Annotated in this window: 4 protein-coding genes; all 4 read right to left on the bottom strand. The window is 70.3% G+C overall.

Features of this window, described 5'->3' with window-relative positions; translation table 11 throughout:
- On the bottom strand, positions 1–1,373 hold a 1,373-nt coding region (locus PMI01_RS00645), incomplete at its 3' end, for an efflux transporter outer membrane subunit (protein WP_007661670.1).
- A complete protein-coding gene (locus PMI01_RS00640) occupies positions 1,373–4,579 on the bottom strand; it encodes an efflux RND transporter permease subunit (RefSeq protein WP_007661668.1) in 3,207 nt (1,068 codons plus the stop codon). The genes PMI01_RS00640 and PMI01_RS00645, both read right to left, overlap by 1 nt.
- Positions 4,576–7,692: a multidrug efflux RND transporter permease subunit gene (locus tag PMI01_RS00635; RefSeq protein WP_007661666.1), complete on the bottom strand. Its 3,117-nt coding sequence runs from the start codon at positions 7,690–7,692 to the stop codon at positions 4,576–4,578. The genes PMI01_RS00640 and PMI01_RS00635 overlap by 4 nt, the downstream gene beginning before the upstream one ends.
- A gap of 15 nt (positions 7,693–7,707) precedes the next feature.
- A partial coding sequence (locus PMI01_RS00630; RefSeq protein ID WP_007661664.1) for an efflux RND transporter periplasmic adaptor subunit occupies positions 7,708–8,805 on the bottom strand: 1,098 nt, incomplete at its 5' end.

Raw genomic sequence — 8,805 nt, 5'->3', positions numbered from 1 at the left:
TGTCGGGCCACCGCCGCCGTCAGCAGCGCGCGCCGCGCCGACAGGGCCGAGGCCTGGGCCGTCACCACGTCGGTATAGGCCACCTGGCCGGCGCGGTACTGGTTGAGCAGCATCTGCTCGGTCTGGTCGGCGGCGCTGGACGAGGTCCGCAGCAGGCCGTAGCGGAGCTCCAGCACGCGGACGCCGGTCAGCTGGTTCTCGACGTCCTCGAAGGCGGTCAGCACGGTTTGCCGATAGTCGGCGACCGAGGCGTCGTAGGACGCGCGGGCCTGCTCCACCCGGGCCTTGCGGGCCCCGGCGTCGAACAGGGTCTGGGCCGCCGACAGGCCCAGCGACCAGGTGTTGGCCGAGGCCGAGAACAGGTCGCCCAGACGGCTGGCACCGCTGGCGCCCGAGCCGGTCAGCGACAGGGTCGGGAAGAAGGCGGCGCGGGCCACGCCGATGTCGGCGTTGGCGGCGGCCACCCGGCGCTCGGCGGCGGCGATGTCGGGGCGGCGCTCCAGCAGGGTGGACGGCACGCCGGCCGGGACGTCCGGCAGTTGGGCGGTCCAGCCGGGGTCTGCGGCGACCTTGAAGGCGCTGGCCGGTTCGCCGACCAGGACGGCGATGGCGTTCTCGTAGGTCGCCCGGGTCTGTTCCAGGCTGGCCAGGTCGGCCTGGGTTCCCGCCAGCTGGGTCTGGGCCTGCAGCACGTCGGACTTCGGCGCGATGGCGGCGGCGTAGCGGTTCTGGGTGATGGTCAGGCTGCGCTGGTAGCCCTCGACGGTCTTGGCGACCAGGGCGATCTCGGCGTCGGTCTGGCGCAGGCCCAGATAATTCGTGGCCAGTTCGCCCTGCATCGACAGCTTGGCGGCGGCCAGGTCGGCGGCGCTGGCCTGGGCCGAGGCCTGGGCGCCGCTGACGGTCTGGCGGATGCGGCCCCAGACGTCCGGCTCCCAGCTGGCGCCGATGCCGGCCTGGTAGCGCTGGCCGCTGCTGGAGCCGCTGGTCCCCGAACTGGTCGCGCCGGAGTCGCCGCTCCGGGTCGCCGAGCCGGTCAGGTCGAGGGTGGGGAACAGGCTGGCCCGCTGCTCGCGCACCAGGGCCCGGGCCTGGCGGTAATTGGCCTCGGCGGCGGCGATGGTCTGGTTGGAGACGTTGACCCGGGCGATCAGGGCGTCGAGCCGCGGATCGCCCAGCAGGGTCCACCAGTCGCCGCGGTCCAGCAGGTCGCCGGGCGTCGCGGGCTTCCAGCCGTCCAGCGCCTTGAAGGCGGCGGGCAGGGGCGTGGGCGTGGGCGTGGCGAGGGCCGGCCTCTGATAGGCCGGGCCCACCGTGCAGGCCGACAGCAGGGCGAGGGCGGAGACGGCGCAGGCCAAACGTTGAACGGACATCAGGCGGGCTCCGGCGCGGTAGGATTGTGGGTCAGGTAGCGCTCGTCGCGCGGCTTGCCCCGCAGGCGGTCGAGATAGACGTAGACGACCGGGGTGGTGATCAGGGTCAGCAGCTGGCTGGCGATCAGCCCGCCGATGATGGTGATGCCCAGCGGCCGACGCAGCTCGGCGCCTTCGCCGAAGCCGATGGCCAGGGGCAGGGCGCCCAGGGCGGCGGCCAGGGTGGTCATCAGGATCGGCCGGAAGCGCAGCAGGCTGGCCTCGCGCACCGCCTCGATCGCCGTCAGGCCCCGGCTGCGCTGGGCTTCCAGGGCGAAGTCGATGATCAGGATGGCGTTCTTCTTGACGATGCCCAGCAGCAGGAACACCCCGATCAGGGCGATGATCGAGAACTCCATCTTGAAGATCAGCAAGGCCAGCACCGCCCCGACCCCGGCGGCGGGCAGGGTGGACAGCACGGTCAGCGGATGGACGTAGCTCTCGTAGAGCATGCCCAGCACGATGTAGATGGCGATGACGGCGGCGGCGATCAGCAGCGGCTGCTGCTTCATCTGGTCGTTGTAGCTGCGGGCGCTGCCCTGGAAACTGCCGCGCACGCTGGTCGGCAGACCGATGTCGGCCTCGGCCTGCTTGATGGCGGCCAGGGCGTCGCTGAGCGACTTGCCGTCGACCAGGTTGAACGACACCGTGGTGGCCAGCTCGCCGTTCTGGTGGTTGATCGAGGTCGGGGTGGCGGCCTGGGCGACGCTGGCGATCGCCATCAGCGGGGTCATCGGCGTCACCGCGGTGTTCAGGGCCGAGCCGGTCGAGGGGTCGCGCAGCGACGGGTTGACCCCCGCGCCGCTGCTGGTGGTCCCGCCGGCCGTCGCGGCCTTGGTCGGCACATAGACGTCGTTCAGCGCCTCGGGGCCCTGGGCGAAGGCCTTCTCCCATTCCAGGATCACGCTGTACTGGTTGATGTCCTCGTAGATGGTCGCCACTTGGCGCTGGCCGAAGGCGTCGTAGAGGGCGTTGTCGATGGCGCGCGGGGTGATCCCCAGTCGCGAGGCGCTGTCGCGATCGATGGTGATGTAGGTCTCGACGCCGTTCTCCGACTGGTCGGAATCGACGTCGGTCATCACGTCGCCGTGCGCCTTCATCGCCTCGGCCAGCTTGGGGGCCCATTGCTTGAGGGCGGCGCTGCTGTCGCTGGTCAGGGTGTACTGGTAAGTCGAGTTGGCCTGCCGGCCGCCCATCCGCACGTCCTGCACGGGGTTGAGGAAGACGCTGATGCCCGTCACCTGCTGCAGCTTGGGCCGCAGGCGGGCGATGACCGCCGAGCCCCTCTCCTTGCGCTCGCCGGCCCCGTCGCCCAGCGGCTTGAGGTTGACGAACATGAAGCCGCCGCCGGCCCGGGCGCCGCCGGTGAAGCCGACCACGGTGTCGACCGCGGGGTCCTTGCGGATGATGTCGACCACCTGGCGCAGCTTCAGCTGCATGGCCTGGAACGACACGCTCTGGTCGGCGCGCAGGCCGGCCTGGATCTGGCCGCTGTCCTGCTGCGGGAAGAAGCCCTTGGGCACGGCGATGTAGAGCCAGGCGGTCAGGCCCAGCACCACCACCAGGATCAGCAGCACCACCGGCTTGGCGGCCAGGGCCCAGTCCAGGCTGTGCTCGTAGGTCTTGTGGACGCGGTTGAAGCCGGCCTCGAACCAGCGGCCGATCCGGCCCTCCTGCTGGCCCTCGGGTCGGTGGCGCAGCAGGTAGGCGCACATCATCGGCGTGGTGGTCAGCGAGATGACCAGCGAGATCAGCACCGCCGCCGACAGGGTGACGGCGAACTCGCGGAACAGCCTCCCGACCTGGCCGCCCATGAACAGCAGCGGGATGAACACCGCCACCAGCGAGATGCTGATCGACAGCACCGTGAAGCCCACCTCCTTGGCCCCCAGGGTGGCGGCGGCGAAGCGCTCCATGCCGTTCTCGATGTGGCGCTGGGTGTTTTCCAGCACGACGATGGCGTCGTCGACGACGAAGCCGGTGGCCACGGTGATGGCCATCAGGCTGAGGTTGTTGAGCGAGAAGCCCAGCAGGTACATCACCCCGAAGGTGCCCAGCAGCGAGACGATGGTCGCCGCCGCCGGGATGAACGTGGCCCGGGTGCTGCGCAGGAAGGCGCTGACCACCAGGACGACCAGCACGATCGAGATCAGCAGGGTGACCTCGATCTCGTGCAGCGAGGCCCGGATCGAGTTGGTGCTGTCGCTGGCCACCTGGAGGCTGACGTCGGCCGGCAGCTGGGCGCGCAGCTCGGGCAGGACGGCGCGGACGCTGTCCACCGTCTGGATGATGTTGGCCCCCGGCTGGCGGGTGACCAGGATGATGATCGCCGGCTTGCCGTTGAACAGGCCCAGGGTGCGGGTGTCGGCGACACTGTCGGTGACGCTGGCCACGTCCGAGAGCTTGACCCCGGCGTCGCCGCGCCAGGCCACGACCAGGCCGGCATAGTCGGCGGCCTTGCGTCCGCCGCTGCTGGTATAGACCTGGAAGCGCTGGCCATCGCCCTCGACCGCGCCCTTGGGGCGGTTGGCGTTGGCGGCCTGGACGGCGGCGCGGACGTCCTCCAGGGCGACGCCGTACTTGTTGAGCAGGAACGGATTGACCGACACCCGCACGGCCGGCAGCGAGCCGCCGCCGATCTCGACGTCGCCGACGCCCGTCACCTGGGCCAGGCGCTGGGAGACGATGTTGGACACCGCGTCGTAGATCTGGCCCGGGGTCTTGGTGTCGCTGGTCAGGGCCAGGATGATGACGGGCGCGTCGGAGGGGTTCTGCTTGCGGTAGGTGGGGTTGCTGCGCAGCGTGGCCGGCAGGTCGCCGCGCGCCGCGTTGATCGCCGCCTGCACCTCGCGCGCCGCGCCGTTGATCTCGCGGTTGAGGTCGAACTGCAGGGTCACCCGGGCCGAGCCGGTATTGCTCTGCGAGGTCATCTCGGTGACGCCGGGGATCACCCCCAGCCGCCGCTCCAGCGGGGTGGCGACGCTGGAGGCCATGGTGTCGGGGCTGGCCCCCGACAGGTTGGCCGAGACCGAGATGGTCGGATAGTCCACCTGCGGCAGGGGCGAGATCGGCAGCACGAAGAAGGCGGCGATCCCGGCCATGGCCAGGCCGACGGTCAGCAGGACCGTCGCCACCGGCCGGCGGATGAACGGGGCCGAGAGGTTCACGACGGCGTCCCCGGGACCGGTTCGGGGGCGAGTGGGTCATCGCGATGCACGCCCTTGTCGGCCGGGCTCAGGCGGTCGAAGGCCAGGTAGATCACCGGGGTGGTGAACATGGTCAGCAGCTGGCTGACCAGCAGGCCGCCGAAGATGGCGATGCCCAGCGGCCGGCGCAGCTCGCCGCCGTCGCCGAAGCTCAGCATCAGCGGCACGGCGGCGAACAGGGCCGCCAGGGTGGTCATCAGGATCGGCCGGAAGCGCAGGATGGCGGCCTGGAAGATGGCCTCCTGAGGGCTCTTGCCCTGGTTGCGCTGCGCGTCGATGGCGAAGTCGATCATCATGATCGCGTTCTTCTTGACGATGCCGATCAGCAGGATGATGCCGATGATGCCGATCACGCCCAGGTCGTTGCCGGTGATCCACAGGGCCAGCAGCGCCCCGACCCCGGCCGAGGGCAGGGTCGACAGGATGGTCAGCGGGTGGATGTAGCTCTCGTAGAGCACGCCCAGCACGATGTAGACGCAGACCACGGCGGCCAGGATCAGCCACAGCTGGTTGGACAGCGAGTTCTCGTAGGCTCCCGCCGCGCCCAGGAAGGTGTGGGTGACGGCCACCGGCATGCCGATGTCCTTCATCGCCGCGCGGATGTCGTCCACCGCCTTGCCCAGCGAGACGCCGGGCGCCGTGTCGAAGCCGAGGGTGGTGGCCGGGAACTGGGCGACGTGGGTCACCTGCAGCGGCGCGGTCTGCTCCTTGATGGTCGAGATCGCCGACAGCGGGGTGGGCGATCCGCCGCCGGTCTTGAGGTTCAGCAGGCCCAGCGATTGCGGCGCGGTCAGCAGGCCGGGCTTGGCCTCGAGGATCACCCGGTACTGGTTGGTCTCGGTGAAGATGGTCGAGACGATGCGCTGTCCGAAGGCGCTGTACAGGGCGTCGTCGATGTCGGCCGCGGTGATCGACAGCCGCGCGGCGGTGTCGCGGTCGATGTCGACATAGGCCGCCGCGCCCACGGCTCCGGCGTCGCTATAGACGTTGCGCACCGATTTCACGGTCTTCAGCCGCTCGGCCAGCTTGCCGGCCCATTCGCGCACCGTGGCGGTGTCGGCGCCCTCCAGCGACAGGCGGTAGAGGGTGGGGCCGGTCTCGGCGTCGATGGTCAGGTCCTGGGTCGGTTGCAGGTAGAGGGTGACGCCCGGCACGGCGGCGACGCGGTCGCGCAGCCGCTGCATGATCTTCTCCTGCGAGCCCTTGCGGTCGGGCTTGAGGTTGATCAGCATCTGGCCGGTGTGGAGCATAGCGTTGTTGGCGCCGTCGACGCCGATGAACGAGCTGAGGTTCTCCACCGCCGGGTCGGCCAGGATCGCCTTAGCCGCCTGCTGTTGCAGCCCGGCCATGCGGTCGTAGGACACCGACTGCTCGACCTCGGTGCGGGCCTGCAGCTGGCCGGTGTCCTGGGTGGGGAACAGGCCCTTGGGGATGATCAGGTAGAGGGCGGCGGTCAGGGCGAAGGTCAGGACCGCGACCACCAGGGTGGCCTTCTGGCGCTTCAGCACCCAGGCCAGTCCGCGTTCGTACTGGCGCTCGACCCGCTCGAACACCTCCTGCGACTTGCGGGCGATGCGGCCCTGGTGTTCCTCGCCCTGCGGCTTCAGCCAGCGGGCCGACAGCATCGGCGTCAGGGTCAGCGACACCACGGCCGAGATCAGGATGGTGATGGCCAGGGTGACCGCGAACTCGCGGAACAGCCGGCCCACCACGTCGCCCATGAACAGCAGCGGGATCAGCACGGCGATCAGCGAGACGGTCAGCGAAATGATCGTGAAGCCGATCTCGCGCGCCCCGTTCAAGGCCGCCGCCATCGGTTTCTCGCCGCGCTCCAGGTGGCGCGAGATGTTCTCGATCATGACGATGGCGTCGTCGACCACGAACCCCGTGGCGATGGTCAGGGCCATCAGGCTCAGATTGTTGAGGCTGTAGCCCAGCAGGTACATCACCCCGCACGAGCCGATCAGCGAGATCGGCACGGCCAGGCCGGCGATCAGGGTGGCGCGCAGGCTGTGCAGGAAGAAGAAGATCACCACCACCACCATCACCACGGCCAGCAGCAGCTCCATCTCCACGTGGTGGACGGACGATCGGATGCCGGTGGTGCGGTCGGCCAGCACCTCGACCTTCAGCGTGGCGGGCAGGGCCTCTTCCAGCTCCGGCAGCTTGGCCTTGATGGCGTCGACGGTCTTGATGACGTTGGCGCCGGGCTGGCGCTGGACGTTGACGACGATCGCCGGGGTCTGGCTGGCCCAGGCGCCCAGGCGGGTGTTCTCGGCGCTCTGCACCACCTGGGCGATGTCGCGCAGGCGGATCGGGGCCTGGTTCTTGTAGGCGACGATCAAGCTGGAATAGTCGTCGACGGTCAGCAACTGGTCGTTGGCGTTGATGGTGTAGCTGCGGGTCGGGCCGTCGAAACTGCCCTTGGCGCTGTTGGCGTTGGCGTTGCTGATGGCGGTTTGCAGGTTGGCCAGGGTGACGCCGTACGAGGCCATGGCCTGGGTGTCGGCCTGGATGCGGATGGCCGGGCGCTGGCCGCCGCTGAGGGTGACCAGGCCGACGCCCGAGACCTGGCTGATCTTCTGGGCCAGGCGGGTGTTGACCAGGTTCTGCACCTCGGTCAGCGGCAGGGTGTCCGACGTCACCGCCAGGGTCAGGACCGGGGCGTCGGCCGGATTGACCTTGGCGTAGACCGGCGGGGCGGGCAGGTCGGCCGGCAGCAGGCTGTTGGAGGCGTTGATCGCCGCCTGCACCTCCTGCTCGGCGACGTCCAGCGTCTCGCCGAGGTTGAACTGCAGGGTGATGATCGAGGCGCCGGCCGTGCTGACCGAGCTCATCCGCGCCAGGCCGGACATCTCGCCCAGCTGGCGCTCCAGCGGGGCGGTGACCGTCTGGCTCATCACCTCCGGGCTGGCCCCCGGATAGAGGGTCTGGATCTGGATGGTGGGATAGTCGACCTGCGGCAGGGCCGACAGCGGCAGCAGCCGGAAGCCGACCAGGCCGGCCAGGACGATGGCCGCCATGAACAGGGCCGTGGCGACCGGCCGCTGGATGAAGGGACGCGAGGGGTTCATCGGAGGCGGGCCCGGCTACTGGGCCTGCTGCCGGCGGCGATGCTGGCCGCCCTGGCCCTTGCCCTTGCCTTGGCCCGAGCGCTGGGCCGCCTGGCCGGGCAGCTGCACCTTGCCGCCTTCCGTCAGGCGGTCGCCGCCCTCGGTGATCACCTTCTCGCCGACCTTCAGGCCGGTGGCGAGGGACACCTGGGTGGTGGTCGAGGGGCCGGCCGTGACCTTGCGCTTGCTGACCGTCTGGTCGGCGTTCAGCACCCAGACGAACGCCCCGTCGGCGCCCTGGCGCAGGGCGGTGGCGGGCACGACGATGGCGCCCTTGATGTTGTCCAGCTCCAGCCGGACATTGACAAACTGGCTGGGGAACAGCGTCCCGCCGGCGTTGGCGAACCGGGCCTTGGCCTTGACCGTGCCGGTGCCGGTGTCGACGACATTGTCGAGGGTCGAGAAGGTCCCCTTGTCCAGGGTCACGGTCCGCGTCCGGTCCAGCGCGGTGACCGGCAGGACGGCGCCGGTGGCGACGCGCGCGCCGATGCGCGGCACGTCGTCCTGCGGCACGGTGAACTCCACGTCGATCGGCGAGACGGTGGTGACCACCGCCACGCCGCTGGCGTCGCCCGCGGCGATATAGTTGCCGACATCGACGACCCGCAGGCCGACCCGGCCGCTGACCGGCGCGACGATGCGGGCGTAGCCGAGGTTCAGCTGGGCCGTGCCGACGGCGGCGCGGTCGGCCATCACCGTGCCCTGCAACTGCTTGACCGTGGCGGCCTGGGTGTCGACCTCCTGGCGGGCGATGCTGTCCTGGGTCAGCAGGGTCTGGAAGCGGGCCAGGGTGACGCGGGCGCTGGCCAGCTGGGCCTCGTCACGGGTCAGGTTGCCCTGGGCCTGCATCAGGTCCATCTGGAACTGGCGCGGATCGATCTGCGCCAGCGCCTGGCCGGCGCGGACCATCTGGCCTTCCTTGAACAGCACCTGGGTGATCGTGCCCGACACCTGCGGGCGGACCGTCACCGTCGCGGCGGGGGTCACCGCGCCCAGCGCCTCGATGATCACCGGCAGGTCGGCCTGGCCGGCCGTGGCCACCGCCACCGTGCTGGCGGGGCCGCGCCGTCCGCC

It is taken from the genome of Caulobacter sp. AP07, from assembly GCF_000281955.1.
In the GTDB taxonomy this organism is placed as follows: Bacteria; Pseudomonadota; Alphaproteobacteria; order Caulobacterales; family Caulobacteraceae; genus Caulobacter.
The sequence above is the reverse complement of the archived record's forward strand: the minus strand, read 5'-3'. Positions and strand labels throughout refer to the sequence as shown.